This is a genomic window from Leifsonia poae (assembly GCF_050632195.1).
Lineage (GTDB): Bacteria > Actinomycetota > Actinomycetes > Actinomycetales > Microbacteriaceae > Leifsonia > Leifsonia poae_C.
The window spans coordinates 1,861,851-1,886,671 of the sequence record NZ_CP192580.1; the positions used below are offsets into that span (position 1 = coordinate 1,861,851).

A 24,821-nucleotide genomic window follows, 5' to 3' on the forward strand; every position below is an offset into this window, starting at 1 on the left:
GTCAGACGAGCTCCCTGTTCTCGGCTCCGTAGACCTCGACGAAGATGTCGTCGAGCGACTTGCGGGTGGGGGTGAAGCGGCCGACGTCGAGACCTGCGTCGACGAGTCGGCGCAGGATGGCGGCCGGATCGGCGTCGTTCGCGACCTCCAGCACCGCGTGGCCGCCCGCATCCTGAGCGATCGAGTAGTCGGAAGATGGCGGGATCGTGCCGTCGTGATCGACGAGGATGACGGTTCCGCCGAACTGCTCCTGCACCTGGGCGACGGTGCCGTATGCCCGCGAGACGCCGTCTTTGAGCAGGATCACCCGGTCGCAGAGGCGCTCGACCTCCTCCATCTGGTGGGTGACCATCATCACGGTCGATCCGGCCTTCTTCTGGTCGTCGATGATGTCCATGAGCAGGCGCCGGTTGACCGGGTCGAAGCCCTTGGTCGGCTCGTCCAGGATGAGCAGCTCGGGGTCGTTCATGATGGTCACGCCGAGCTGCACCTTCTGTTGCTGACCGCCCGAGAGCTTGTCGAGGCGCACCTTCTCCTTGTCGCCGATCTCGACCCTGGCCAGGTAGTCGCGCGACCAGCGGCGGGCGTGCTCCGCCGACAGCCCCTTGAGCTTGCCGAAGTAGACCATGACGTCGATCACGGACTCCTTCTTGTAGAGCCCGCGCTCCTCGGGGAGGTAACCGAGACGGATGCCGGCCTCGGGACTGAACCGGCGACCGTCGATGTGCAGCGTGCCGCCGGTCGGCTGGTAGATGCCGAGAAGCGCGCGGATCGTCGTGGTCTTACCCGAGCCGTTGCTGCCCAGGAAGCCGAAGGTCTCGCCTCGCTCGATGTCGAACGAGAGGTCGCGGATGACGGTCGTGCGCCCGAAATCCATCCGGAAATGGTCGATGTGCACGAGGGGAGGCGCGGAAGGGGTGCTCACTGTCCCCAACTTATCGACAGGCGGCCCGGGCGGGAACCCTTGACACGGGCATCCGGAGCATCTATCGTATTCAACGTAAGTGTTGATAAAGGAATGAGTTGAGTATGGATGAGGTCGGCGGCGTCGAAGATCGGCTGGACAGGGCGTTCCAAGCGCTCGGCGACCCGGTACGGAGAGCGATCGTCGCCCGTCTCAGCCGGGGGCCGGCCACCGTGAACGAGTTGGCCGAACCGTTCGCGATCACCACGCAGGCGGTCTCCCGACACATCCACGTGCTCGAAGAAGCGCACCTTGTGACGCGCACCAAGGAGGCCCAGCGCCGCCCGGTGCACCTGAACGCGGATGCGCTCGAAGAACTGACCGCGTGGATCGACGAATACCGGCTGATCCACGAACAGCGATTCCGGTCGCTGGATGCAGTACTGGCCGAACTCGGAGACGCTGAGCCCGGCGACAACGCCACACCAGGCGACGACATCAAAACAAGGGAATGAGGAACGATCATGAGCAACGCACTCAAAGTAACCGCACCCGAGGGTCTTCCGTATGTCGAGTTCGAGCGAGAGTTCGACGCACCCGTCGAGGCCGTGTTCCGTGCCCACAAGGATCCTGAGCTCTACAAGCGCTGGGTCGGTCCGCGCGGCTACGAGATGGACCTGCAGGAGTACGACTTCTCGACAGGCGGCGGCTACCGCTACATCCACAAGGACGGACAGGGAGGCGAGTACGGGTTCCGCGGTGTCTTCCATGTCGTGCGAGACAACGATTTCGCCATCCAGACGTTCGAGTTCGAGGGCTATCCCGATGTGGTCAGCATCGAGTCCATCAAGTTCGAGGACCTGGGCAACGGCCGCTCGCGCCTGGTCGGCAAGGCCGTGTATCCGACGCTCGAAGCCCGCGACGGCATGGTCTCGTCCGGAATGGAGTCGGGCATGACCGACGGCTATGACCAGCTCGAGGAGCTCGCCGTCACGCTCTGACCTCGACTAAGCGAGGGCTGCCAGCAGCGCGTCGTGCAGGATGCCGTTGCTGGCGAGGGAGGACCCGTTGCCGGGGCCGGCCTCACCCGTCACCGAGGTGAGGCGGCCGCCGGCTTCCTCCACGATCGGGATGAGGGCGGCCAGGTCGTAGGTCTTCACACCGAACTCGCCCACCGCATCCACGAGCCCCTCGGCCAGCAGCATGTACGACCACATGTCGCCGTAAGCGCGGTCTCGCCACACCTGGCGCGTCAGCGCGATCAGGCGGTCGAGGTATCCGGCCTCGTCCCATTGGGCGATGCTCTGAAAGCTGATGGATGCGTCGGCGAGCTCGGCGACGCCGGACACTCGCAGTCGATGCGGCTCGGCGCCGTTCTCGGAGAGCCACGCGCCCGCATCCTTCGCCGCCCACCAGCGCTTTCCGAGCGCGGGGAGGAGACGGCGCCCACCACTGGTACGCCATCGACGGCTAGGGCGATGAGAGTTCCCCAGACGGGGACGCCCCGGAGGTAGTTGGCCGTGCCGTCGATCGGGTCGATGATCCACTGACGGCGGGCGTCGCCCTCGACGCCGTACTCCTCACCGAGGATGCCGTCGTCCGGTCGTTCGGACGCGAGGATCTCGCGGATGGCGCGCTCGACGGCGAGGTCGGCCTCGGTCACATGCGTGCGATCCGGCTTCACGTCGATGTGCAGCCCGCGGCTGCGGAACTTGTCGATGGAGATCGCATCGGCGGCATCGGCCAACCGGAGGGCGAGGGCGAGATCGTCGGCGAGAGGAGAGCTGCTGGCGGCGTCGAAAGTCACCCGTCGAGCCTATCGGGAGCCGAGCGATGCTCGATTGGCGCGCGGCGCAAATCTGATGCTAATGTTGGACCTCGGTTCGGGTGTCCGAATCGAATACGCACCTCTAGCTCAATCGGCAGAGCAACTGACTCTTAATCAGTGGGTTCTGGGTTCAAGTCCCAGGGGGTGCACCCCAGAAAGAGCCCCTGACCGGGAGTTTAGGTCAGGGGCTCTTGTCGTTCGCGAGGCGTGCGTTCGCGGAATTCGTGGCGACGGGTCGAGGGGGCGTTCCTTGCGCAGGAATTCTGAAGCGGCACGCGGCGTGTCGGTGCACAACGCAGGAAAACCGGGCCAGTTCGCACCGATTCTTCCTGCGCCGGGCGCGCGTCAGCCATCGAAACCGCGGCTATCCGCGTGACCCGTAGACGACCGGCCCCCCGTCCCCATACGCTCAGCCCATGGATCTCGGACTCTCAGGAAAACGCGCCGTCGTCACGGGCGCGAGCAAGGGCATCGGACTCGCCATCGTGCGGGGGCTCGTCGCCGAAGGCGCGCACGTGATCGCGGGTGCGCGGTCGATCACGCCGGAGCTCTCGGAGCTGGTGGATGCGGGGAGCGTCGAGTTCGTCGCGGCCGACCTCGCCCGGCCCGATGCGGCAGGGATTCTGGCAGGTGCGGCCGGACCGGCGGTGGACATCCTGGTGAACAACGTCGGCCTGGCGAAGACCCGGGTGGACGGCTTCCTGAGCGTCACGGACGAGCAGTGGTACGCATCCCTCGACCTCAACCTCATGGCGGCGGTGCGCACGACCAGGGCGCTCCTGCCGGGGATGCTCGCGGCCGGCCACGGCACGATCGTGAACACGAGCTCGGTCAACGCGTTTCTTCCCGACCCGGATGTCATCGACTACAGCGCGGGCAAAGCAGCGATGACGAGCTTCGCGAAGTCGCTGTCGAAGGAGTTCGGTGCGCAGGGCATCCGCGTCAACAGCGTGTGCCCGGGACCGGTCGAGACGGCATTGTGGCTGGGGGAGGGCGGCGTCGCGCAGACCGTCGCGAACGCCACGGGGCAGCGGCCGGAGGATGTGGCGAAGGGAGCGGCGGCAGCATCCGCGACCGGACGTTTCACGCATCCGGAGGAGGTCGCCGATGTTGTGCTCTGGCTGGCGAGCGAGCGCGCGACGAACATCACGGGCGCGACTGTCGTCATCGACGGCGGCCTGATCACGACCCTCTGACCGACGCCAGGCGCTCCGCGATCTGACGCGGCACGGTCTCGTCCTGCAGGGAGGTCGTGTCGCCGAGGGTGCGGCCCTCGAAGAGGTCGACGAGCAGGCGGCGCATGATCTTGCCCGACCGGGTCTTCGGCAGGTCGGGTACGACCACGATCTCCCGGGGCTTGGCGATGGGGCCGATCTCGTGGCTGACATGGGCTCGCAGGAGTGCGGCGAGCTCTTCGTGTTCGGCCTCCGCGACCTCGCGGGAGGGGATGACGAACGCGGCGATCGCCTGCCCGGTGGTCGCATCGCTGACACCGACGACTCCGGCCTCACCGACCGCCGGATGCGAAACCAGGGCCGACTCGATCTCGATGGTGGAGAGGCGGTGGCCCGAGACGTTGATGACGTCGTCGATGCGGCCGAGGAGCCAGATATCGCCGTCGTCGTCGTACTTGGCGCCGTCGCCCGCGAGGAAGTAGCCGCGGTCGGCGAAGCGGCGCCAGTACGAGTCGAGGTAGCGCTGCGGGTTGCCCCACACAGTGCGTGCCATCGACGGCCAGGTGCCGTCGATCACGATGATTCCGCCCGAGCCGTTCGGCACCTGGTCGCCGTTCTCGTCGACGATCCGCACCGTGACGCCGGGAATCGCACGGGTGGCCGATCCAGGCTTCAGGGTCGAGACGCCGGGCAGAGGAGCGACGATCGCCGACCCGCTCTCCGACTGCCACCAGGTGTCGACGATCGGTGCCCGGGATGCGCCGAGCTGCTCGCGGAACCAGACCCAGGCCTCTGGATTGATCGCCTCGCCGACGGTGCCGAGCAGGCGGATGCTGGCGAGGTCCCACTGCGCGGGGACGCCATCCGGAAACCAGGTCATGAAGGTGCGGATGAGGGTGGGCGCCGTGTAGTAGGTAGTGACGCCGTACCGCTCGATGATCTCGAAGTGACGGCCGGGATGCGGTGTGTTGGGGTGCCCTCGTAGATCACCGAGGTCGCGCCGTTGGCGAAGGGTCCGTAGAGCACATACGTGTGCGCCGTGACCCAGGCCAGGTCGGCCGTGCACCAGTACACATCGGAGTCCTTCGCGTCGAAGAGCGCCCAGTGGCTCCAGGCGGCCTGGGTGAGGTAGCCGCCCGTCGTGTGGACGACGCCCTTCGGCGTTCCCGTCGTGCCCGAGGTGTAGATGATGAACAGCGGCGTCTCGGCGTCGAAGAACCGGGGGGAGTGCTGCGTAGACGCGGTGTCGACGACGTCGTGCCACCAGACGTCTCGCCCGGGAGTCCAGGGGATGTCGGGAGTGAGGTCGCCGGTCCGGCGCACCACGAGCACGTGCTCGATCGCGTCGGAGCCCGAAACGGCCTCGTCGGCGGCGGCTTTGACCGCGACCGCGCGACCGCGCCGGAACTGGCCGTCGGAGGTCACAAGAAGCTTCGCCGCCGTGTCTTCGACCCGGAACCTCAGCGCCTCCGCGGAGAAGCCGCCGAAGACGAGGAGTGGATCGCACCGATGCGCGCGATCGCGAGCGTGATCACGATCGTCTCGGGGATCACCGGCAGGTAGACGACGACGCGGTCGCCCTTCCCGACACCGAGGCTTTCGAGTGCGTTCGCCGCCTGCGCGACGCGGCGCTGGAGGTCGGCGTATGTGATGGTTTCGCGGTCGCCGGGCTCGCCCTCGAAGTGGATCGCGACACGGTCTCCGTTGCCGGCGTCGACGTGGCGGTCGACGCAGTTGACGGCCGCGTTGAGCCTGCCGCCCTGGAACCACGTCGCCTGGGGGACGGTGAGGATCGCGTCGCCGTTCGCATCCTGAGCACCGGTGTCGGTGGCGGGCTCCCAGGTGTGCGCCGTGGCCCAGCGCTCGTGCCAGTCGAGCCTGTCGGCCTGCTTCTCCCAGAACGCAACCGGATCCGCTGCCTGCTCCCAGGCGTCGGCTCCGATGTTCGCGTTCGCGGCGAAGTCGGGGTGGGGCGGGAAGACCCGGGTCTCCCGGGAGAGGTTCTCGATGGTCGACGTCACTGATCGGACGATACCCGGATGCGCGCGCGGACGCCGTGGAGGGCGACGCATTCCGAAACGAACGCTCTACTACGCAAACGGCTTTAGTTCTATTCGGATAACCTTTGACCCCGCCATTCCTGCCGTGCTTTACTGACCGCTAGTAATTACGCAATGCAATTTCGTTGTAACAGTGATGGAGCTGAATCAATGGCAGGTGTCGACCGCACCCCCGAGCCGGCGGCCTCGCGCCTCAGGGCGGGGAACGCCGCGCGGTGCGCGCTCGCGTTGCGCGACGGAGGCAGGGCGACGGTCGCCCAGGTCGCGACCCGAACGGGTCTGTCGCGTCCGACGGTCGAGGCGGCACTGCTGCAGATGAGCGACCGGGGCATCGTGCGCGAGGTCGACGAGCACACTCTCGGCGGTCGCGGCGCCGGACGACCCGCACGCATCTATGAGTTCTCCAGCGACTCCGGTTATGTGATGGGCGTGGATGTCGGCATCCACCGAATTCGCGCGGCGGTCGCCGATCTGGCCGGGCACATCATCGCCTGGACCGACGAGACGGTCGATGAGACGATCGGCGGGGCCGGCCGCATGCTCGGTGTCAAACGCATCATCGGCCGCTGCCTCGACGAGAGCGGGATCGACCGCCGACGGCTGCTCTCGATGACGGTCGCCGTGTCGGGTCTCGTCGGCGAAGACGGCCGCCTCGTCGTCTCTCGCAACTTTCCCGACTGGGAGGGCGTCGACGTGTCCGGCCACCTCGGCGCCGAGTTCGGTTGCGAGGTGACGGTCGAGAACGATATGCGGCTCGCCGCCCTGGCCGAGCACCGGATGGGGTCGGCCCGGCTCATGAACGACGTCGTCTACTTCTTCGCCGGGCACCGCATCTCCATGGGCTTGATCATCGGCGGACGCCTGCGACGCGGCAGCCACAGCGCCGCGGGCGAAGTCGGCGACATCGTCTTCTCGAAGCAGGTGAACGCCCGCGGACAGCTGCGCTGGACGAGCGGCGAATCCGGCGAAGACGTGTTCCGCCGCGCCGCCGAGGAGAGCCCGAGTCGACCGAGGAGGTCGAGCGCTTCGTCGGCGGGCTCGCCACCGGCATCGCAACCGTCACGATGGCGATCGACCCCGACGTCGTCGTGGTCGGCGGTGGCCTCTCCCGTGCGGGAGATGCGCTGCTGGAGCCCCTGCGCCGCGCCGTGTGGGGAGCGATCCCGCTCCCCATCCGGCCGTCGATCATCGCCTCGGAACTGGGCGCCGAATCGGTGGTTCTGGGGGCCGTGGCGCTCGCATACGTCGAGTCGGCCCACCGCGTCTACGGGATCGCGGACGTCGCGGAACCGCACATCGATGTCGCCGGTGCCCGCGCGCTGGCAGAGAGGGTCGCACAGTCATGAACCAAGGGGAAACGCGCAGGCAGCTTCGGCTCGCGGTCATCGGTGCCGGGGCTCGGTCGAGCATCGCGCAGCACGCCGTGGACTCGGGGAGCGGAGCGGTCGTCGCCGTCGCAGACCCGAGTGAGGCGTCTCGCGAACGTGCTCGCGCATCCTTCGGCGCCGGCGTCGCCCTCTTCTTGGACCACCGCGAGCTGCTGGCGAGCGGCCAGCAGATCGATGCGGCCTTCGTCACGTCGCCCGATCACACCCACGCCGAGATCGCGATCGATCTGCTCGGCGCCGGCGTGGCCGTCTATCTCGAGAAGCCGCTCGCGATCACGGTCGAGGATGCCGACGCGATCCTCGAAGCCGCCGCGGACAGCGGGAGCAAGCTCTACGTCGGTCACAACATGCGGCACATGGCCGTCGTGCGACTGATGAGGGAAATCATTCAGCGCGGCGACATCGGCGAGGTCAAAGCAGTCTGGTGCCGCCACTTCGTCGGCAACGGCGGCGACTACTACTTCAAGGACTGGCACGCCGAGCGGGCCAAGTCCAACGGCCTGCTGCTGCAGAAGGGCGCGCACGACATCGACGTGATCCACTGGCTCGCCGGCGGGTACACCACCCTGGTCACCGGAATGGGCGAGCTCTCCGTCTACGGCGACATCGCCGACCGCCGCGACAACTCGGATCGCACGATGCCCGAGTGGTTCTCGTTCGACTCGTGGCCGCCGCTCAGCCAGACCGAGCTCAACCCGGTGATCGACGTCGAGGACCTCTCGATGGTGAGTATGCGCCTCGACAACGGGGTGCTGGCCTCGTACCAGCAGTGCCATTTCACACCCGACTACTGGCGCAACTACACCGTCATCGGCACCGAGGGACGGCTCGAGAACTTCGGCGACTCCGATGGCGGCGTGGTGCGGGTGTGGAACCGGCGCACCACCTACGACGCGGCCGGCGATGTCGAGTACCGGGTGCGCGGCGACAACGGCGGCCACGGGGATGCAGATCGGCTCACCGTCGCCGAGTTCATCGACTTCGTGCTGAACGACGCGCCGACCGAGACATCGGCGCTCGCGGCGCGCAACGCGGTAGCGACGGCCGTCGCGGCGACCGAGTCGCTGCGCGACGGATCGCGGCCGCGTGCGGTTCCCGCTGTGAAGGAACGGGTCGCGCTCAGGCTCTAGCGACCAGGATTCCCGGGTCGGCGAAGGCAATCGCCGACCCAGGAGGCATCAGAAACACCAACCCCCACATTCAAAGGAGATCCAATGCGAAAAGCACTGCTTGCCGCTGGGGCCACGGTCGCTGCCGCCGCCCTGTTAGCCGGCTGTTCATCCAACACTGGAAGCGGGTCCACCGGGGCCACTGCCGATCCTAATCTCTCGGCGACGATCTCATACGCCTTCTGGGATTCGAACCAGAAACCGGCCATGGACGCGCTGATCAAGGACTTCAACAAGGAGTATCCGAAGATCAAGGTGACCGAGCAGATCACGCCGTACCAGAACTTCTTCACGAAGCTCCAGACACAAGGGTCGTCGAAGACCCTGCCCGACGTCTTCTGGATGAACGGCCCCAACTTCCAGCTGTATGCCTCGAACGGCATGCTCGAGCCGGTGAGCTCTGCCGTTGACCCGGCGAACTACCCCGCATCCCTGAACGAGCTCTACTCCTACGACGGCAAGCAGTACGGCGCCCCGAAGGACTTCGACACGATCGGCGTCTACTACAACAAGGCACTGTTCGACAAGGCCGGTGTCGCCTATCCGACCGACGGCTGGACGTGGGACGAGTTCCACCAGAAGGCCAAGGCGATCTCGGACAGGCTCAAGGGCGACGGCGTCTTCGGTGTGGCCAGCGGGCTTGCGGGCGGCCAGGAGGTCTACTACAACACCGTCCTGCAGGCCGGTGGCTCGATCATCTCGAAGGACGGCAAGAAGTCGGGCTTCGACGACCCCAAGTCGATCGCGGGTCTGCAGTTCGTGCGCGACCTGGTCGCCGACGGATCGTCGCCGACACCGTCGCAGCTCTCCGACACCCCGCAGGACCAGTGGTTCATCAACAGCAAGTCGGCGATGTTCTGGTCGGGCACCTGGTCGAACGCCGAGCTGCTGAAGTCGCCGATCAAGGATTCGATCGCGCTGGCGCCGTTGCCGAAGGGCGAGCGCAACGCGACGGTCATCCACGGTCTTGCGAACGTCGTCGCCAAGGACTCCAAGAACAAGCCGGCGGCCGTCGCCTTCCAGAACTACCTGGCCGGCAAGAAGGCCGCTCAGATCCAGGCCAAGCTGGGAGCGGCGAACCCCGCGTTCAACGACACGCAGCAGGCCTTCGTGAAGACGGCCCCGTGGGACCTCAACATCTTCCTGACGGAGGCGAAGGATTCGTCCTTCCCGTACCCGATCTCGAAGAACACCGCCGCGTGGAACAAGTTCGAGAGCGACCTGCTCCCTGACGCCTTCGACGGCAAGCGACCGGTGGCCGATGTGGCCAAGGAGCTCGCGGACAAGATGAACGCGGCACTCGCCAAAGAATAATGTCCACGCAAACGATCATCGAGAAAGCGGGTGCCGCCACACGTGCGGCGGCACCCGCCCGGGTCCTGCGCGCCGGAAGCGGCCGCTCGCGTCGGAACACGAAGGCGAAGCGCAAGGAATGGTTGTGGGCGGCACTCTTCGTTCTGCCGCTGCTGTTCGGCGTCATCGTGTTCTACATCTGGCCCATCATCCGCAACGCCTACTTCAGTTTCACGACCTGGGGCGTGTTCGGCGGGGCCACCTGGAGCGGGCTGACCAACTACGAGACGATGCTGTCCGATCCGATGTTCTGGCGCTCCATCCTGAACACCCTGATTTACGTCGGCTTCCTGCTGCTGGGCATCCCTCTGGCCGTCGTCTTCGCCAGCCTGATCAACCGACCGGGCCTGAAGTTCGCGAGCCTCTACCGCACGGCATTCTTCCTGCCGTACGTCGCGATGCCGGCGGCCGTGTCGATGGTCTGGCGAATCATCTTCAACGGCGACTTCGGGATGCTCAACTACCTGCTCTCGCTCGTCGGCATCTCGGGCCCCAACTGGCTCTCCACCGAGTGGTTGGCCCTGATCGCTGTCGGCGTCGTCGGCATGTGGATCTCGGTGGGCTTCAACCTGATCGTGCTCTCGGCGGGGATGAAGGGAATCCCGCCGGAGATGTACGAGGCCTCGTCGCTCGACGGCGCGAGTCGCCTGCGGCAGTTCTTCTCGATAACGGTTCCGCTGCTGAGCCCGTCGATCTTCTTCGTGTCGGTCATGACCGTCATCACCGGCTTCCAGCTGTTCGACCTGCTCTACGCACTGATGGGAACGCAGAACCCGGCGATCAACCAGACGCAGTCGATGGTCTATCTCTTCTTCGCGCACCAGCAGACCGGTGACAACGGATACGCGGCCGCCGTGGGCGTCGCCATCCTGCTCCTGGTCGGCGTGTTCACGATTCTCCAGTTCCGCATGCAGAAGAGGTGGGTCAACTATGTCTAGTGCCGTTGAAGTGCGCCCCAAGGGCGGACGGGCCTGGCTCGGAACGAGCGTGACCCACATCGTCCTCATCGTCGCGTCCGTGTTCATGATCTTCCCGTTCGTCTGGCAGATCCTGATGTCGCTGTCGACCAACGCGCAGGTCACCAGTGTGCCGCCGACCGTCTGGCCGGGGGAGCTGCACTGGGAGAACTTCGCGCACGTGTTCGATCAGCTGCCGTTCCTCAACCAGTTGTGGGTCTCGGTGGCGGTCACGATCATCCGGACCGTCGGACAGTTGCTGCTCTGCTCGATGGCGGGCTACGCATTCGCCCGGATGGAGTTCCCCTTCAAGCGGACGATCTTCGGTCTCGTGCTCGCGATCCTGATGGTGCCGCCGCAGGTGTACCTGCTGCCGCAGTACCAGATCGTCCAGGGCCTCGGCTGGCTGAACACGATAGCGGGCATCGCGGCGCCGGGCATCTTCAGCGCCTTCGGCACGTTCCTGATGCGGCAGTTCTTCCTCGGCCTGCCCGACGAACTCGCCGAGGCCGCGCGGCTCGACGGCGCGAACCACTTCCAGACGTTCTGGAAGGTGATGCTTCCGTTGGCCAAGCCGGGCCTGTCGGCCCTCGCGATCATCACCGTGCTCGCATCCTGGAACGATCTGCTCTGGCCGCTCATCGTCGCGACCGATTCGACCCAGATGCCGCTCTCGGCCGGTATCGCGACCCTCACCAGTCAGCGGTCCATCCCGGACTACCCGCTGCTGCTCGCGGCGAGCCTCCTCGCGATGGCTCCCGTGCTCATCCTGTTCCTGATCATGCAGAAGCGCGTCATCGACGGCATCGCATTCTCGGGTATGAAGTAGACGTACACACAGTGGAAAGGCAAGCAGTGAACACACTCCGAGTCGGCCTGATAGGCGCCGGCGGGATCTCGCACGTGCACGCGGCGGGCTGGCGCGAGCTGGGAGCGGACGTCACCGTCTACTCGCACGACGGAGCCGCCGCGCTCGCCGACGCCCACGGGTTCTCCTTTGCGGACGACCTCGACGAGGTGCTCGCGGCGGTGGATATCGTCGACATCGTGACATCGAGCCGTTCGCATCGGGACTTGGCGCTCGCAGCCATCGCGGCGGGCAAGCACGTCGTCTGCGAGAAGCCGCTCGCGGCCACCTCCGAGGCGGCCCGCGAGATCGCGGCAGCGGCCGAGGCGGCCGGAGTGCTCGTCTTCCCGGCGCACGTGGTGCGATTCTTCCCCGAATATGCGCGGATCAAGGAGCAGGTGGACGCGGGACGCATCGGCACTCCCGCCGTGCTGCGCTTCGTCCGCGGCGGCGAAGCCCCCGCGCGGGTTCGTGGTTCTTCGACGAAACGGCCGGCGGTGGGATCGTGCTCGACCAGATGATCCACGACCTCGATCAGGCGCTCTGGCTCGCCGGCGACGTCAGCCAGGTGTACGCGGTGCAGGGACCGCCGAGCATCGACGGGATCGTGCCCGCGCAGGTCACCGCCCACGTCGTGCTCACCCACACGAGCGGTGCGCTCAGCCGCATCCAGGGAACCTGGGGCGCGAAGGGCATGGCGTTCCGCACCAGCGCCGACATCGCGGGAACCGACGGCGTGCTCGCCATCGACTCCGCCATCGACACGGCGGTGGTCGTCGACCTGCCGGCGAGTGGCGACGCCGACGGTTATCTGCCGCCCGCCGCGCATGCCGAGAGCCCATACACGACCCAGCTCCGCGAGTTCGCGGAGGCATTCGCCGGTGGATCGCTGCCGCGGGTGACGGCGGCCGACGGCATCCGGGCTGTCGCCCTGGCCGAAGCCGCAGCAGAGTCGATCCGCACCGGCCTCGCGATCGACGTCGACCTGGCCGCGTTCGTCGAGTTCGAGACCGTCGGGGTGAACGCATGACCGAGATCCGGAGACCAGAGATGACCGATCGACCGAGACTCCGCGTTGCCGTGCTCTCGTTCGCGCACACCCACGCGATCGGCTACTGCCGACTGCTGGCGGACCGCGACGACATCGAGCTCATCACGACCGATCCCGACGGAGCGGACGCTCCCGACGATGCACCCCGCGGTGCAGAGCTGGCCGCGATCCTCGGAGTGCGGTACGTGGCGAGCTATGACGAAGCTCTCGCCTGGGGTCCGGATGCTGTCGTCGTCACCGCCGAGAACTCGCGTCATCGAGACCTCGTCGAACGCGCTGCGGCCGCGGGAGCGCACATCCTGTGCGAGAAGCCGCTTGCCACCACCGTCGAGGACGCGATTGCCATGGTCGCCGCCGCCGAACGAGCGGATGTCTCCCTGATGACCGCGTATCCGGTTCGATTCGCTTCGTCGTTCGCGGATGCCCTCGCCCGAGTGCGGTCGGGGCAGCTCGGTTCGGTGATCGGTGTGAAGGGGACGAACAACGGCAAGCTGCCCATCGCCAACCGGGCCTGGTTCACAGACCCGGTCTTGTCCGGCGGTGGCGCGCTCGTCGACCATGTCGTGCACTGCGCAGATCTGCTCGACGAGCTCTTCGGCGCCCTGCCCACTTCTGTTCGGGCTGTGACGAACCGGATGCTGCACGCCGACTCCGGAGTCCAGGTCGAGACGGGTGGCCTGGTCACCGCGATCTACCCGGGTGGTGTTGTCGCGACGATCGACTGCTCGTGGAGCGTGCCCGACAACGCCCCCACCTGGGGCGGGCTGACGCTGCAGATCACGGGTACGCGCGGAACCGTCACACTCGCCCCGTTCGCTCAGCACGTACGCGGTCAGGATGCGAACGGCGAGGTCTGGGAGAGCGTCGGCGACGACCTCGACCGGGCGATGCTCGACGAGTTCCTCGCGGCCGCGCGGGAGGGCCGACCGGCCGCCCCGAGCGGCCAGGTCGGCGTTCGCACACTTCGTGTGGTCGACGCCGCGCAGCGTTCCGCTCGCACGGGCCAGCCCGTACTGCTCTGACGCCGATCGGCTCGCCCGAGGGTGACGAGCGACGTCAGTCGTCGGTCGTCACCCTCGGGCGAGCACGGCGATGTCCTTCTCGCCGTCACCGGCGGCGATCGCGCGATCCAGGATGCTCGCGACGAGTTCGACACCGGGCAGAGCCTTCTTGCTCGTGGCCAGCATCAGGCGGGCGTCCTTCGCCAGGAGCGCGGCCGAGAACTGCGTGTCGTCGTAGTTGCCCGAGATCACGGCTTCGCCTTTCAGCGCCGCGATCGGGGCGATCGTCGTGATCCCGAGCGTGTCGAGCACCTCTTCTGGAGCGAGCCCGCCGGATTCACCCAGGCGCAGCGACTCGACCAGTGCCTCCATCGACATCGCGAGGGCCAGGTTGGCCACCAGCTTGCCGGTGGCGGCGTCGGCGGGCGACACGAGGTTGCGGAGCTTGTTGGGGTCGGCCCAGAGGGCGACGAGTTTGCGGGCCTCGCGCGCCGCATCCGGATCGCCGCCGATCAGCACGCCGAGCGTTCCTGCGCGTGCGGGTGACAGCGAGCCGATGACCGGCGAGTGCACGTAGCGCACCCCGGCATCGGCGGCCCATGCGGCGAACTCGGTGGCGTCTGCCGGGGAGACCGTCGTGACGTCGATCCACAACGCGTCGTTGGAGAACGGCAGGTCGCCCTTGACGATGATCTCGCGCACGACATCGGGACCGAAGAACACGGAGATCACCGCTTCCGCGCCCTCGATGGCCGCGGCGGCCGAGTCGGCGACGTGTGCTCCGCGTCTGCGGACGACCTCGGCCGGCTCTGGCGACCGGTTCCAGACGGTGACGTCGTGGCCGGCGTCGATGAGGTGGACGACGAGTTCGCGGCCCAGCCGGCCGAGGCCCAGAAATGCGATCTTCATGCGTCCACTGTGCGCCGATCCGCGCGTCTACGGAAGACTCGATCCTCTCGGAGAGTGAAGGGATGCCCGCGCCCGCACGAGATGGACCCGCTCGGCTTCGTTGTCGGTGAGGGCGATCGACGCCTCGTATGCGTGAGCGGCCTCGAGCGGGCGATCGAGGCGGCGCAGGAGTTCGGCGCGGATCGAGTGGAAGAGCGCGAGCCGGGGCAGCGACGGGGCCGCAGCGCCGAGATCCTCGACGAGTGCGAGACCGGGTGCCGGTCCGTCGAGCTCGGCGACGGCGACCGCTCGATTGAGCGCCCCGACCGGGCTCGGCTGGATGCTCAACAGCTGGTCGTAGAGAGCGACGATCTGTGCCCAGTCGGTGCGCCCGTCCACGCGGGCCTCGCAGTGCACCGCCTGTATCGCCGCCTGGATTTGGTACGGACCAGGGCGATTGCGGCGCAAGCACTCGCGCACCAGGTCCTGGCCCTCGGTGATGAGTGCCGCATGCCACCGGGAACGGTCCTGATCGCCCAGCAGGACGGGCAGGCCGTCTGCGCCGACGCGGGCGTCGCGGCGTGACTCGATGAGCAGGAGGAGCGCGAGCATCCCGAGTACCTCCTCCTCATCGGGCATGAGCGCTCGGAGCAGACGCGCGAGGCGTACGGCTTCTGCGCAGAGGTCGGCGCGCACGAGGTCGTCTCCAGCGCTCGCCAGATAGCCCTCGTTGAAGATGAGGTAGACGACGGCAAGCACCGAGTCGAGGCGGTCGGGCAGGTCGGCGTCGCGGGGGACGCGGTACGGGATGCGCGCATCCCTGATCTTGCCCTTCGCTCGTGAGAGACGCTGCGCCATGGTGGCCTCGGGGACCAGGAACGCGTGTGCGATCTCGGCCGTCGTCAGCCCGCCGAGCAACCGCAGGGTGAGTGCGACGCGGGTCGTCGGCGCCAAGGCGGGATGGCAGCAGGTGAAGATCAGGCGCAGGCGGTCGTCGTGCACGGGAGACTCCTCGGGATCCGACCCGGAACCGAGTGACGGTGCAAGGCTCTGCTCGTGGAGCAGCGCCGCCGCGGCATGTCGATCGTCACGTCTCGCCTCGCGCCGCAGCCTGTCGATGGCGCGCCTGCGGGCGGTGGTGATGATCCAGCCGGCAGGGCTCGGTGGGATGCCGTCGGCGGGCCAGCGCTCGAGCGCGGTCGCGAACGCATCCTGAACCGCGTCTTCGGCGATGTCGAGATCGCCGAAGACGCGGTACAGCACGGCGACCGACCGCCCGTACTCGGCACGGAACACCCGGCCGATCTCCGTCGTGTCCACCGGGCTCGTCAGCCGGCGAACGGACGTACTTCGATCGGCAGAGTGGTCGCGGTAGCCATCCGCCGGCCCCATTCGAGCGCCTCGTCGAGGTCGGCGGCTTCGATGACGGTGAATCCGCCGAGATGCTCCTTGCCCTCTGCGAAGGGGCCGTCCGTGATCAGGACGTCACCTCGCGACTCGGGTGACGGCCTCAGAGTGGTGGCCGAGGTGGGCGGCAGAAGACCGTTCGAGAAGACCCAGACGCCGGCCGACCGCATGTCGGTGTTGAGGGCGTCGAGGTCTGCGCCGATGGCGGCGAGCACGTCGGGCTCCGGGATGGGGCCGTCGGGCTGGTAGACGCTGAGCAGGTACTGAGTCATGATGTTCTCCGTTTCTCTCACCATCTACACGAACGGGCATCGCCGTTCTCGACATCATTCCTCAGATCGGATGTTCCGCTCCAGCCGGGCGACGCCGATCTTCGAGTCGGCCATGCCGTAGAACACGAAGGTCTGTCCCTCGACTTCCTCGATCGCCGTCGGGAAGACCACGTTCGGTACGATTCCGCTGCGCTCGTCCTCGGTCTCGGCGGCCAGCAGCGGAGCGCTCGTGCGGTCGAGCACGCGCCACGGCTGATCCCCGTCGAGGATCATGGCGCCGGCGCCGTAGTTGACGTTCTGTTGCTGCGCCATCGAGTTGACGATGACGCCGGTCACTCCGTGGTGGAGCAGCAGCCAGCCCTCGGGAACGCGGATCGGTGCGGGCCCCGCTCCGATCTTGAGTTCCTCGAAGGGATACTCCGGCCCGGCGAGAAAGCGATTCTGTCGCCAGCGGGCGAGTTCGCGCTGGTCGGTGAGTGCAGCCTCAAGAGGCACGAACGCGATCCAGATGCTGGGGCGGGATTCCGCAACCGTTGCGGGCGGACGGTTGCCTTCGCCCGGGCGCACCTCGCCGAGCTCCCAGACCGGGCGGTGGAGTACCGCGAGGCTGGGGGTGCCGTCGGGGGCGATGACGGGCTCGGGAAAGAAGACCGTGTCCTTGTTGTGGTACAGCCCGAGATCGACACCCAGGTCGTCGTCGTACTCGAACGTCACCGGTCCGAGCCGACGCCACTCCCGCAGGTTCGTCGACGTCGCGACGGCGGTGCGCGGGCCGAGCGGGCCGAACGCGACGTAGGTCATGACGTGCAGCCCGAGCGCGGGGATGAACGTGACACGCGGATCCTCGACGCCCGAGTTGTTAGCGCCCTTCTCCCACTCGCGCTCGGGTTCGAGTACGACCGCCTCCCGTTCGACCGAGGTCGGAACGCCATCTTCGACGACAACCCGGGCCAGCCCGACTCGGGAGACGTTGCCGTCGGCGACGAGCCGCGGGAGCAGGTAGAGCTCGCCATTGGGGCCGCGACCGCTTGCGGGATTGAGCACGCCCTCCACCTCGAGCGGATTGCCCGGCTCGGGGGTCATCACGACTCCCGCCCGGATCAGCGCGTACGGGAATGCTTCGGGGGAGCTCATGATGGTGCTTTCTGGTTCGATCGGTAGAAGTACATCTCGCGGGAGGAGGCCGGGGCATCCCAGCCCTGCGCGAAGGCCCAGTCGCCGTCAAGCTTCTGGAGCCCGCCCCAGGCGAGCGATCCGCCCCGGTTCAAGGCGAGCTGCTGGAACGGTTCGTCGGGGGAGTAGAGGGCTTGGGCGGCGGAGAAGTCGCCGTTCTCGTCGCCGTAGAAGAAGTCGAGCACGAGGTTGCCGTCGTCGACGACGGCGCACGCGACTTCGTGAAGGGATCCGCGCAGCGGAGTGAGGTCGAGGTACGGCTGCTCCGCGAAACGCCACGTGATCAGGTCGTCGGAGTGGCCGACCATCGGGCGGCCACCGCATCCCTCGGACAGGAACATCAGGTACTCGCCACGGATGCGCACGGCGTTGCCCGCCGCATCCCTCGGCACCACAGCGCCCTTGGCCCAGTTCTGCGACACGTCGTAGGGCACCGCCAGGCCCAGTTTCTCCCAGTTCTCCAGGTCGTCGGAGACGGCGGACATGATGTCGCAGCCGACGTCGCCGCTCGGGGTGCGCCAGATCGCGTTGTAGAAGAGCACGTAGCGACCGTCGACCGCGTAGATCTTCGGGTCTTCGCAGCCCAGCACTTCGTTCTCGAGCGTCGGGTAGATGACGGGGTTCGCGGGGAGTCCGTCCACTCGCCGTTCCGGCGCACGGCGTGGCCGATCCGGCTCGCGGTCGATTCCTTGCGCGGGGATGCGCGGTAGAAGAGGTGCAGTTCGTCGCCGCGTTCGATCGCGGTCGGGTTGAAGATCGAGTCGCTCGTCCAGCCGATGCCGGTGGGGTCGTCCCACTGGCCTTCGAGCCGGAAGGTGAGCGATTCATCCCGGGCGAACGGTCCGATCGCCCAGGCGGGTCGCTCGGGATACGCCGCCGAGAACTGGTCGGTGGAGATGACGTCGGTGAGCGCATTCGTGTGTGTCAGCGCCTCCGCGTAGCTCGCGCGGAGCCCGTCGGGGTCGACCGGGCCGAGAGGGGTTGTCATGTGGTCCTATCCCTTCACCGACGAGCCGATGTCGGTCGAGGTGAAGTAGCGCTGGAAGACGATGAAGAGCACGACGACGGGCGCCGCGAGCACGACAGCGCCCGCGAGGATCGCGCCGTACGGGTTGGTCGTCGAGGCCGCGACCGTGCTGATGTAGTTGGCCAGGGACACGGCGAGCGGCTGCATGCTGGCCTCCTTGGTGATCAGGAACGGCCAGAGGAACTCGTTCCACGGTCCGATGAACGTCAGCAGCAGCACGGTGACGAGTGCGGGACGCACGAGGGTAGGGCGATTCGTCGAAGGATGGCGAACTCGCCTGCCCCGTCGATCCTCGCCGCGTCGAACAGCTCCTTCGGTATCTGCAGGAAGTACTGCCGGAAGATCAGCACCGCCGTCGAGTTGATGGCGAAGGGCAGGATCATGCCGAGGTAGTTGTCGGCGAGTCCGTAGTTGCGCGCGATCAGCACATAGAGCGGCACCATGAGCAACTGGAACGGGATGACCTGCACCAGGAGTGCCAGGGCGAACGTCACGCCTCGACCGCGCCACTGAAGGATCGACAGCGCGTAGCCGGCCAGGAGGCCGAACACCACGGTGCACAGGATCACCCCGCCGGTGAAGATGCCCGAGCTGGCGAGTCCGCTCCACAGGTTGATGCGGTCGTTGATGTTGACGTAGTTGTTCAGAGTGATGTTCCCCGGGCTCGGGAAGGCGCCGGCGACCGTCGTGTCCGGGGCGGCCTGCAGCGATCCGACGAGCATGTAATAGAACGGGAACAGGAACGCGATCGCACCGATGGTGAGCACGATCCCCTGGAGGATGGCCTGACCCCGGGTGAGCTGCCGGGGCGACGAGAGCAGATCGCGCTTGCGACGGCGACGCTGCTCCTTCTTGCTGAGGGTGGCACCGGATGCGGGTGCTGCGGTTGTGGTCATGAGTCTCGGTCTCCCGCGAATCGGTTCTGAAGGAAAGCGATGATGAGCACGACGATCACCAATACGATGCCGATCGCTGCCGCGTATCCGGGATGCCCCTGCTGGATACCCTGTTGGTAGATGAGCAGCACGGGCGACGTCGATGCGCCGTTCGGTCCGCCACCGCCGGTGAGCAGGTACGGCTCGGTGAAGAGGTTCGCACCGACCACGGTCGACAGGAGGAGGACCAGCACGGTGGCCGGGCGGACGCCGGGGACCGTGACCGAGAAGAACTGCCGGACACGTCCCGCTCCATCGGTCGCCGCCGACTCGTACAGCTCGGTGGGCACGTTCTGCAGCGCCGCGAGGTACAGCAGAATGTAGAACCCGAGCTGCTTCCAGGTGACGTAGATGGCGATCATCGGCATGGCGAGCGTCGGGTTCACGAACCAGCTCGGGTTGGGCGCTAGCGGGCCGAGGATCTGGTTGACGAGTCCGTCACCGTTGAACAGGAACAGCCAAACGCCGATGATCGCGACGCTCGCGGTCACGTACGGAACGTAGTAGCTGACCCGGAGGAAGGTGCGGAATCGCTTGATGCTGTTCAACCCGCTGGCGAGCACCAGGCTGAGCACCACCGTGAGCGGCACGTTGATCACGAGGAAGATCCCGACGTTCGCGAACGACTGCAGGACGGCCGGATCGGTGAACGCAGTGATGTAGTTGTCGAGCCCCACGAACGGGCGGTCCACGACCGCCCCCGGCGCCGCGAAGAAGTAGTCGAAGAACGACATGTAGACCGCGAACACCAGCGGGTACGCGAAGATCACGATCACGAAGATCAGGTACGGCGCCGCGAATATCGAGCCCATCGGGTTGCGGCCGAGGATGCGGTTGCGCAGCGGTTTGACAGCCTGGTTCGGCCGCTTACCGCTCCGAGCGGGTTTCCGCCCGGCGGCGGGGGCGTTGCCGCCCCCGGCCGACGGGTCCGTGCGGAGTGTCGACATGATTACTTCTTGGTCTGCAGCTGGTTGATCTTGTCAGCGGCCGCCTTGAACGCGTCTTCCACACTGCCGGATCCTGAGATCACGGACTTCGTGTAAGCGTCACGCAGGGCCTGGAGCTGTGCGATCGTGTTCGGCCCGGTCGGGTCGTCCACGGTGCGCTCGGATGCCGAACCGAACTCCTTGTACGCGGGGTGCGCGGCGAAGTAGTCGGCGAACACGGTGGCGAGGTTCGAGCGGATCGGCATCTGACCGCTGACGTTCAGCAGCTTGCCGTCCTGGTCCTTGCTGGTGGCGAACTTCAGGACCTCCCACGCGGTGCCCTGGTTCTTGCACGAGGTGTACATGCCGATGTTCTTCGCATCCGGGAACGTGTACGTCTTGTCGGGAGCTATGCCGTCCTTGGTGGGCACGGGCACAGATCCCCAGTTGACCTTGTCGCCGTAGTACGCGATGGCCCACGGGCCGACGATCGCCATGGCCGACTTGCCGTCGGCGAACGCGTCGCCCTGGTACTGCTCGTTGCCGGCGAGGCCGTCGGCGTAGATGCTGCGCCAGAAGTTCGCGACCTCGAGGCCGTCGGCGTTGTCGATCGTGGCCTTACCGTCTTCGATCATGCCCTTGCCGCCGGTCTGCGCTGCGAGAAGGGGGAGGTAGTCGAAGTTGGGCTGGAAGAACTCGCTGGTCGGTGCCGGGTAGATCGCGTACTGGGCTGCGCCGCTCGCCTTGATCTGCTTGGCCGCGGCCAGGAACTTGGCGTAGGTCGAGATATCGGGCGCGTCGGGGTTGAGGCCGGCCTTGGCGAACAGGTCCTTGTTGTAGAAGATCTGCACGGGGTTCTGCTTCCACGGCATCTGGTAGAAGCTGCCGTCGGCAGACTTGTACTGGTCGGCGGATGCGCCGCTGCGGGCTTCGATGTACGAGTCGCCGTCCGAGAACTTCGACAGGTTGACGAGACCGCCCTGCTTCTGGAACTGACCGGTCGCCGCCGGCAGGTTGTTGAACACGAGGCACGGGGTCGTGCCGGCCGTGATCGCCGCGCCGAGCACCTCCTCGGTGCTCTTGCCCGCGGGAACCTCCTGGGCCTTGATCTGCTCGTCGGGATGCGCGGAGTTCCACTCCTTCACCATCGCCTTGCCCCACGCCACCTCCTGCTCGTTGTTCGAGTACCAGATGGTGATCGGACCTTTCGCCTTCATCGCGTCGGCCGAGCCCCCACCGCTGGAGCCGCAGGCTGCGAGTGCGCCTGCGATCGCTCCTGCGGTGAGGATGCTGACGAGGATTCTGCGTCTTTGCATGGTTGTTCCTATCTCTACTTTCGGATCTGGGCAGCGTCCGCGAGGTTCGCGGGAGCGGCCGTGGAGGTGCGCACGACGAGTCGTGCGGAGGGGAGTGCCACGTCTTCGGATTCGCCGTCCTCGACGAGACGCAGCAGAGCTTTAGCGGCCGCGATCCCCCATTCGGTCGGGTCGTTGTCGAGGGTGGTCAGGGAGGGGTAGATGTACGTGCCGATCTGCGAGCCGTCGAGGCCCGTGATCGACAGGTCGGCGGGGAGCTTCAGCCCGCGTTCGTGGGCGACGCTCATCCCCGCGACGGCCATCGGGTCGTTGCCGTAGACGATCGCCGTGGGACGCCGGGGTCCGTCGAGGAGTGTCTTGGTCGCTTCGGCGCCCTGCTCGGGCGAGAAGTCGGTCGTGATGACGAGTGGCTCGAGTCCGGCTTCGGTCATCGCGTGGTCGTAGCGCGAACGGCGGAGGCGGCCGTGGAGCATCCGCTCATCACCCGCCACGTGTGCGATCTCACGGTGGCCGAGCGAGAACAGGTATTCCATCAGCGCATCGATCCCCTCGTCGTAGTCGCGGGAGATGACGGGGAACGGACTCTTCGTGGTCGGCACCCCAAGCGAGACGGCCCGTGTGCCGAGCGACTCGAGCAGGCGGATGCGATCGTCGTCGGTGAGGAGATCGGTGAGCAGGAACCCGTCCACCCGGTTCTCGGCCGCCAGGCGCGTGTACGCGCTCGCCTCCGCATCGTGATCCCGCACGACGCTCAGCACGAGTACCTGGCCGCGGTCGGAGAGCGCGGTCTCGATTCCTGCGATGAACGCGGGGAAGAACGGGTCGACCTCGATCGTGCGCGGGTCGCGCCGGAGAATGAGCCCGAGCGCGTACGCGCGACGCGTGGTCAGCCCGCGCGCGCTCGGGTTCGGGTTCCAGCCGAGGTCTTGAGCCGCGGCAAGGATGCGGTCCCGCGTCTCCGGCGACACGCCGCGGCGGTCGTTGAAGGCGAGAGAGACCAGACCCTTGCTCACACCGGCGACGCGGGCGACGTCGTTGATGGTTACCCGTTCGCCGCTCATCGGGTGGTCACCGTGGTGAACCCGCCGGGCTCGATGGCGATCGCACCGTGGGCGCCGGCCCGGGTCGGTGCCGTCACCTGCTTGCCGTAGCGGTCGAAGCGCGTGACCGTGACCGGTCCGGTGGTCGGGAGCTGCTGGATTGCCTGCCGATTCGTCCCGTTGATGTAGACGTCGAGTCCGGCGGTCGCGCCCGACAGGCCGAGGTGCGAGACGACGGGCTGCAGGAGGACAGCATCCAGTTGCACCGACCCGCGGACGGTGGCCTTGAGGGTGACGGTTCCGGTGGGCGCCTGGGTGCGGAGCGATTGCGGCAGGAGGAACACGGTCGTGGGAGCGATCCCCTGACGCGCGGCCCGCGCGTTGTCGGAGGAGCCGAGCGAGATCGTCCTTCTTCCGGATGTCGCGGTCCAGTCGGTGCGGCCGGATCCCGAACCGAGGTTGGCGATCGGCATCACGGTGACCGGACCGGCCGTCGCCGGAATGGTCAGGGTGATCGTGTCGCCCGATTTCGCCTGCACGTACTTGCCGCCCGACCAGTTGGCCGATCCGGTCCACGCGGAGGGTGGGGTGACGATGGTGGCCGAGCCGGCCAGGGTGCCGTTCTCCGCCTCGGCGACGGTGAGGCCCTCGGTCGCGGTGGTCTTGGTCAGCGCGGTCGCAGCAGCGGCAACGGCGGGATGCGCATCCAGAGCCAGCATGGACAGCTCGGTGTGGATGCTCGACTCGGCGCCGCAGTTCCGGTTGACGGTCTTGTCGCCGCCGATCCCGTCGACGCACACACCGGTCGCCGGATCGTAGACCGGCACGCCGGCAGGGTTCGCTCCGAAGTACCAGGCGGCCTGGGCGCCGGCGAGCTGGGTCAGACCGCTTGCGCCCGTGGCATCGGCCACGGCAAGGAGGCCTTGCACGCGGGAATCGACGCCGTAGGCGATCTGGGTCTGATCCGCCGGTGTCGGGGTCCAGCCGTTGACCGGGCCGCCGGTGGCGAGGAGTTGCGCGGTGAACTGGGCGGCGTCCGTCGCGGCGATCCGCTGGTAGTCCGCGCGGTGGAGCACGGTCGCGGCCGTCGAGAGCGCGGCGGGCTCCATCCCACCCCAGGCGTGCCAGAACGTCGGGGAATTGGCTTCGGGAAGCAGGGCGCCGAACGGCCACTGGCCGACTCCGCCGCTCGACAGGCGGGCGATGCCCTCGCTGTATCGCGCCAGCGCCGTGACTGCCGTGCGGTCTCCCGGCTCTGCCTTCACATATGCGCTCAACCCGAGCACGGCCTCAGAGGTCGCGCTGGCGCTACCGACGAGGAGCCAAGACGGAACGCGTACTCCGTTGGCGACATCAGTGCGGCCGTACTTCGCGAGCGACTGCCGGTCCAGCGCGCCGAGCGCGAGTGTCATGCGCTGCTGCAGGAACGAGGCGAAAGTGGGGTCGGTCTTTTTGAAGCCCGCGTAGCCCTCTCCGAGCGCCCAGACGGTGCGAGCCAGCCAGAAGGACTCCGCGGAGTCGCTCGGGTCGGGGAGTTCGACCGGAATGGCGCTCGGGTTGAGGGTGCCGTCGGACTGCTGCCAGAGGACCACATTGCCGGCATTCGGCCCCGAACTCGTCTGCAGATACGTCAGCGAGCGGAGCAGCTCGTACGCGGTCTGCTTGCTCGTGGCGGTGCCGTTCTGGGCCCAGTCGCGGAGGTACACGACAGCCGAGCGCGAAATGTCGTCGGCGTCGAACGCGCCCTGTGCGTACCAACCCTTGGCCGCATCCGTGATGGGTCCGCCGCCGACGCGCTTGAAGCTGCCGTCGCTCTGCCGGTCGGCATAGACCCACGGTGCGCGCGCGGTGGGTTCCGCATCCTGACGGTATGTGGTGTGGCCCGCGATGTTCGGAAGCAGAGGCACGTCGTCGAGCAGGAAGTCGAGATGATCGAGGTTCGTCAGCTTGGCGGTTCCGGATGCCGGAGCCGCCTCTGCGGTCGTCGTCGCGGTCGTCGAGGGGTCGCGGCCGCGCCGAGCGGGCCCGTCGTGGCCGCGAGCGCGGCGCCGAGAACGAGGGCCGCCGAGCCTGCTGCACGGCGGAGGGAGGGGAGTCTGTGAAGC

General features: G+C 67.2%; 22 protein-coding genes, 1 tRNA gene and 5 pseudogenes. 14 read left to right on the forward strand and 14 right to left on the reverse strand.

From position 1 onward, the window contains the following. Position 1 precedes the first annotated feature (1 nt). Positions 2-877: an ABC transporter ATP-binding protein gene (locus tag ACQ86A_RS09455; RefSeq protein WP_431280413.1), complete on the reverse strand. Its 876-nt coding sequence runs from the start codon at positions 875-877 to the stop codon at positions 2-4. 152 nt (positions 878-1,029) lie between these two features. Here ACQ86A_RS09455 and ACQ86A_RS09460 point away from each other — a divergent pair, with 152 nt between their 5' ends. After that, positions 1,030-1,419 (forward strand): ArsR/SmtB family transcription factor, encoded by a 390-nt coding sequence (locus ACQ86A_RS09460; protein WP_431280262.1) that lies wholly within the window; start codon positions 1,030-1,032, stop codon positions 1,417-1,419. Positions 1,420-1,428: 9 nt separating this feature from the next. Continuing rightward, the gene (locus tag ACQ86A_RS09465) at positions 1,429-1,905 is read left to right on the forward strand and encodes an SRPBCC family protein (RefSeq protein WP_431280263.1); all 477 of its coding nucleotides are present in this window, start codon (positions 1,429-1,431) and stop codon (positions 1,903-1,905) included. A 6-nt stretch (positions 1,906-1,911) separates the two neighbouring features. On the opposite strand, the pseudogene ACQ86A_RS09470 reads toward ACQ86A_RS09465, so the two are convergent. Next, positions 1,912-2,711, reverse strand: a pseudogene (locus ACQ86A_RS09470) (inositol monophosphatase family protein). A gap of 97 nt (positions 2,712-2,808) precedes the next feature. Between ACQ86A_RS09470 and ACQ86A_RS09475 the strand changes: the two are divergent. After that, positions 2,809-2,881 (forward strand) — tRNA-Lys (locus ACQ86A_RS09475). Between the two features lie 267 nt (positions 2,882-3,148). Continuing rightward, a complete protein-coding gene (locus tag ACQ86A_RS09480) occupies positions 3,149-3,928 on the forward strand; it encodes an SDR family NAD(P)-dependent oxidoreductase (protein WP_431280264.1) in 780 nt (259 codons plus the stop codon). On the opposite strand, the gene ACQ86A_RS09485 is transcribed toward ACQ86A_RS09480, so the two are convergent. After that, positions 3,915-4,460 (reverse strand): AMP-binding enzyme, encoded by a 546-nt coding sequence (locus tag ACQ86A_RS09485; protein WP_431280414.1) that lies wholly within the window; start codon positions 4,458-4,460, stop codon positions 3,915-3,917. The two genes, ACQ86A_RS09480 and ACQ86A_RS09485, sit on opposite strands and share 14 nt — an antisense overlap. A 57-nt stretch (positions 4,461-4,517) precedes the next feature. Beyond that, positions 4,518-5,979 (reverse strand): annotated as a pseudogene (locus tag ACQ86A_RS09490) (AMP-binding protein); the annotation flags it as partial. 138 nt (positions 5,980-6,117) lie between these two features. Here ACQ86A_RS09490 and ACQ86A_RS09495 point away from each other — a divergent pair. The 9 genes and pseudogenes from ACQ86A_RS09495 to ACQ86A_RS09535 all read left to right on the forward strand — a co-directional run. Then, a pseudogene (locus ACQ86A_RS09495) lies at positions 6,118-6,819 on the forward strand (ROK family protein); the annotation flags it as partial. A gap of 107 nt (positions 6,820-6,926) precedes the next feature. After that, complete coding sequence (locus ACQ86A_RS09500; RefSeq protein WP_431280415.1) at positions 6,927-7,313, forward strand: ROK family protein; 387 nt, start codon at positions 6,927-6,929, stop codon at positions 7,311-7,313. After that, positions 7,310-8,485: a Gfo/Idh/MocA family protein gene (locus ACQ86A_RS09505; protein ID WP_431280265.1), complete on the forward strand. Its 1,176-nt coding sequence runs from the start codon at positions 7,310-7,312 to the stop codon at positions 8,483-8,485. Before ACQ86A_RS09500 ends, ACQ86A_RS09505 begins: the two co-directional genes overlap by 4 nt. 246 nt (positions 8,486-8,731) lie before the next feature. After that, complete coding sequence (locus ACQ86A_RS09510; RefSeq protein ID WP_431280266.1) at positions 8,732-9,838, forward strand: ABC transporter substrate-binding protein; 1,107 nt, start codon at positions 8,732-8,734, stop codon at positions 9,836-9,838. Further along, on the forward strand, positions 9,838-10,815 hold the full coding sequence (locus tag ACQ86A_RS09515; RefSeq protein WP_431280267.1) for a carbohydrate ABC transporter permease: 978 nt from the start codon (positions 9,838-9,840) through the stop codon (positions 10,813-10,815). Before ACQ86A_RS09510 ends, ACQ86A_RS09515 begins: the two co-directional genes overlap by 1 nt. Further along, the gene (locus ACQ86A_RS09520) at positions 10,808-11,662 is read left to right on the forward strand and encodes a carbohydrate ABC transporter permease (protein WP_431280268.1); all 855 of its coding nucleotides are present in this window, start codon (positions 10,808-10,810) and stop codon (positions 11,660-11,662) included. The genes ACQ86A_RS09515 and ACQ86A_RS09520 overlap by 8 nt, the downstream gene beginning before the upstream one ends. Positions 11,663-11,736: 74 nt before the next feature. Beyond that, a pseudogene (locus tag ACQ86A_RS09525) lies at positions 11,737-11,976 on the forward strand (Gfo/Idh/MocA family oxidoreductase); the annotation flags it as partial. Positions 11,977-12,056: 80 nt separating this feature from the next. Continuing rightward, a complete protein-coding gene (locus ACQ86A_RS09530) occupies positions 12,057-12,710 on the forward strand; it encodes a Gfo/Idh/MocA family protein (RefSeq protein WP_431280416.1) in 654 nt (217 codons plus the stop codon). 20 nt (positions 12,711-12,730) lie between these two features. Next, positions 12,731-13,753 carry a Gfo/Idh/MocA family protein gene (locus ACQ86A_RS09535; protein ID WP_431280269.1) on the forward strand — a complete coding sequence of 341 codons (1,023 nt, stop codon included), beginning with the start codon at positions 12,731-12,733 and terminating at the stop codon, positions 13,751-13,753. 48 nt (positions 13,754-13,801) lie between these two features. Here ACQ86A_RS09535 and ACQ86A_RS09540 read toward each other — a convergent pair whose 3' ends face one another. From ACQ86A_RS09540 to ACQ86A_RS09560, 5 genes are read right to left on the reverse strand one after another with little or no spacing between them, the layout of a single operon-like run. Then, positions 13,802-14,641, reverse strand: a complete 840-nt coding sequence (locus ACQ86A_RS09540; protein ID WP_431280270.1) for an NAD(P)-dependent oxidoreductase — start codon at positions 14,639-14,641, stop codon at positions 13,802-13,804. A 27-nt stretch (positions 14,642-14,668) separates the two neighbouring features. Further along, positions 14,669-15,940 (reverse strand): RNA polymerase sigma factor, encoded by a 1,272-nt coding sequence (locus ACQ86A_RS09545; RefSeq protein ID WP_431280271.1) that lies wholly within the window; start codon positions 15,938-15,940, stop codon positions 14,669-14,671. Positions 15,941-15,948: 8 nt separating this feature from the next. After that, positions 15,949-16,299 (reverse strand): YciI family protein, encoded by a 351-nt coding sequence (locus tag ACQ86A_RS09550; RefSeq protein WP_431280272.1) that lies wholly within the window; start codon positions 16,297-16,299, stop codon positions 15,949-15,951. A gap of 54 nt (positions 16,300-16,353) precedes the next feature. Continuing rightward, on the reverse strand, positions 16,354-17,433 hold the full coding sequence (locus tag ACQ86A_RS09555) for a glycoside hydrolase family 130 protein (protein ID WP_431280273.1): 1,080 nt from the start codon (positions 17,431-17,433) through the stop codon (positions 16,354-16,356). After that, positions 17,430-18,113, reverse strand: coding sequence for a hypothetical protein (locus ACQ86A_RS09560; RefSeq protein ID WP_431280274.1), 684 nt, complete (start codon positions 18,111-18,113; stop codon positions 17,430-17,432). Before ACQ86A_RS09560 ends, ACQ86A_RS09555 begins: the two co-directional genes overlap by 4 nt. A 174-nt stretch (positions 18,114-18,287) precedes the next feature. On the opposite strand from ACQ86A_RS09560, the gene ACQ86A_RS09565 reads away from it, so the two are divergent. After that, the gene (locus ACQ86A_RS09565) at positions 18,288-18,413 is read left to right on the forward strand and encodes a hypothetical protein (protein WP_431280275.1); all 126 of its coding nucleotides are present in this window, start codon (positions 18,288-18,290) and stop codon (positions 18,411-18,413) included. A gap of 53 nt (positions 18,414-18,466) precedes the next feature. Here the strand turns inward: ACQ86A_RS09565 and ACQ86A_RS09570 are convergent. The 5 genes and pseudogenes from ACQ86A_RS09570 to ACQ86A_RS09590 form a co-directional block, all read right to left on the reverse strand. Then, positions 18,467-19,221: pseudogene (locus tag ACQ86A_RS09570) on the reverse strand (carbohydrate ABC transporter permease). A gap of 170 nt (positions 19,222-19,391) precedes the next feature. Beyond that, complete coding sequence (locus ACQ86A_RS09575) at positions 19,392-20,381, reverse strand: carbohydrate ABC transporter permease (RefSeq protein WP_431280276.1); 990 nt, start codon at positions 20,379-20,381, stop codon at positions 19,392-19,394. A gap of 2 nt (positions 20,382-20,383) precedes the next feature. After that, the gene (locus ACQ86A_RS09580) at positions 20,384-21,676 is read right to left on the reverse strand and encodes an ABC transporter substrate-binding protein (RefSeq protein ID WP_431280277.1); all 1,293 of its coding nucleotides are present in this window, start codon (positions 21,674-21,676) and stop codon (positions 20,384-20,386) included. Between the two features lie 14 nt (positions 21,677-21,690). Beyond that, positions 21,691-22,737, reverse strand: a complete 1,047-nt coding sequence (locus tag ACQ86A_RS09585) for a LacI family DNA-binding transcriptional regulator (protein WP_431280278.1) — start codon at positions 22,735-22,737, stop codon at positions 21,691-21,693. Then, positions 22,734-24,623, reverse strand: coding sequence for a hypothetical protein (locus tag ACQ86A_RS09590; RefSeq protein ID WP_431280279.1), 1,890 nt, complete (start codon positions 24,621-24,623; stop codon positions 22,734-22,736). Before ACQ86A_RS09590 ends, ACQ86A_RS09585 begins: the two co-directional genes overlap by 4 nt. Between the last annotated feature and the right edge of the window lie 198 nt (positions 24,624-24,821).

Bases quoted from the DNA above. Each gene is read 5' to 3' on its own strand.
- ACQ86A_RS09455 (WP_431280413.1), bottom strand. From the start codon at position 877: ATGGATTTCGGGCGCACGACCGTCATCCGCGACCTCTCGTTCGACATC.
- ACQ86A_RS09460 (WP_431280262.1), top strand. From the start codon at position 1,030: ATGGATGAGGTCGGCGGCGTCGAAGATCGGCTGGACAGGGCGTTCCAA.
- ACQ86A_RS09465 (WP_431280263.1), top strand. From the start codon at position 1,429: ATGAGCAACGCACTCAAAGTAACCGCACCCGAGGGTCTTCCGTATGTC.
- ACQ86A_RS09480 (WP_431280264.1), top strand. From the start codon at position 3,149: ATGGATCTCGGACTCTCAGGAAAACGCGCCGTCGTCACGGGCGCGAGC.
- ACQ86A_RS09485 (WP_431280414.1), bottom strand. From the start codon at position 4,460: ATGGCACGCACTGTGTGGGGCAACCCGCAGCGCTACCTCGACTCGTAC.
- ACQ86A_RS09505 (WP_431280265.1), top strand. From the start codon at position 7,310: ATGAACCAAGGGGAAACGCGCAGGCAGCTTCGGCTCGCGGTCATCGGT.
- ACQ86A_RS09510 (WP_431280266.1), top strand. From the start codon at position 8,732: ATGGACGCGCTGATCAAGGACTTCAACAAGGAGTATCCGAAGATCAAG.
- ACQ86A_RS09515 (WP_431280267.1), top strand. From the start codon at position 9,838: ATGTCCACGCAAACGATCATCGAGAAAGCGGGTGCCGCCACACGTGCG.
- ACQ86A_RS09520 (WP_431280268.1), top strand. From the start codon at position 10,808: ATGTCTAGTGCCGTTGAAGTGCGCCCCAAGGGCGGACGGGCCTGGCTC.
- ACQ86A_RS09535 (WP_431280269.1), top strand. From the start codon at position 12,731: ATGACCGATCGACCGAGACTCCGCGTTGCCGTGCTCTCGTTCGCGCAC.
- ACQ86A_RS09540 (WP_431280270.1), bottom strand. From the start codon at position 14,641: ATGAAGATCGCATTTCTGGGCCTCGGCCGGCTGGGCCGCGAACTCGTC.
- ACQ86A_RS09550 (WP_431280272.1), bottom strand. From the start codon at position 16,299: ATGACTCAGTACCTGCTCAGCGTCTACCAGCCCGACGGCCCCATCCCG.
- ACQ86A_RS09555 (WP_431280273.1), bottom strand. From the start codon at position 17,433: ATGAGCTCCCCCGAAGCATTCCCGTACGCGCTGATCCGGGCGGGAGTC.
- ACQ86A_RS09575 (WP_431280276.1), bottom strand. From the start codon at position 20,381: ATGTCGACACTCCGCACGGACCCGTCGGCCGGGGGCGGCAACGCCCCC.
- ACQ86A_RS09580 (WP_431280277.1), bottom strand. From the start codon at position 21,676: ATGCAAAGACGCAGAATCCTCGTCAGCATCCTCACCGCAGGAGCGATC.
- ACQ86A_RS09585 (WP_431280278.1), bottom strand. From the start codon at position 22,737: ATGAGCGGCGAACGGGTAACCATCAACGACGTCGCCCGCGTCGCCGGT.